The following is a 516-nucleotide window of genomic DNA, read 5'->3' as shown; positions in this document are numbered from 1 at the left end:
ATTCTCTAACAGTCAAAGGGATAGGAACACCATTTATGCTGGCAGAAATTTCTTCAGAGTTAAGTAATAAATTTCCAATCTCTATTTTTTGATTTTGCGAAATATTGGCTCTTCTTAAAACAGCACTTATTCTTAATTTCAATTCATCCAAATCAATCGGTTTGACTAAATAATCATCAATACCTACCCTGAAACCAGCTTTTTTTGTCTTAATATCATCGCGGGCAGTGACAAAGAGAATTGGAATATTTTCATTAAGCTGCCTAACTGTTTTGGCAAATTCAACGCCATCGATTCCTGGCATCATAACATCGGTGACGATTAAGTCAAAGAGATTGTTGTACAAAACATCATAAGCTTTCTGCGCATCAGCACAACTGATTACTTCAAAACCATTTGAAGCAAGATAACGGCTGACTAGTGAATTAAAATTTTCATCATCTTCAACTACCAGGATTTTGACCATTCATGCCTCCAAATATTATCATCGTTCAATAAAAACTGTTTGATAGAATC

General features: G+C 34.3%; 1 protein-coding gene. It reads right to left on the bottom strand.

Annotated elements, in window-relative coordinates:
- Window positions 1-466 (bottom strand): response regulator transcription factor (locus KH893_RS11725; protein ID WP_281166267.1); only part of this gene is annotated, 466 nt, incomplete at its 3' end.
- Window positions 467-516: the final 50 nt, after the last annotated feature.

The organism is Liquorilactobacillus sicerae, assembly GCF_029916425.1.
GTDB lineage: Bacteria > Bacillota > Bacilli > Lactobacillales > Lactobacillaceae > Liquorilactobacillus > Liquorilactobacillus sicerae.
This window is presented reverse-complemented; position numbering and strand designations above follow the sequence as displayed.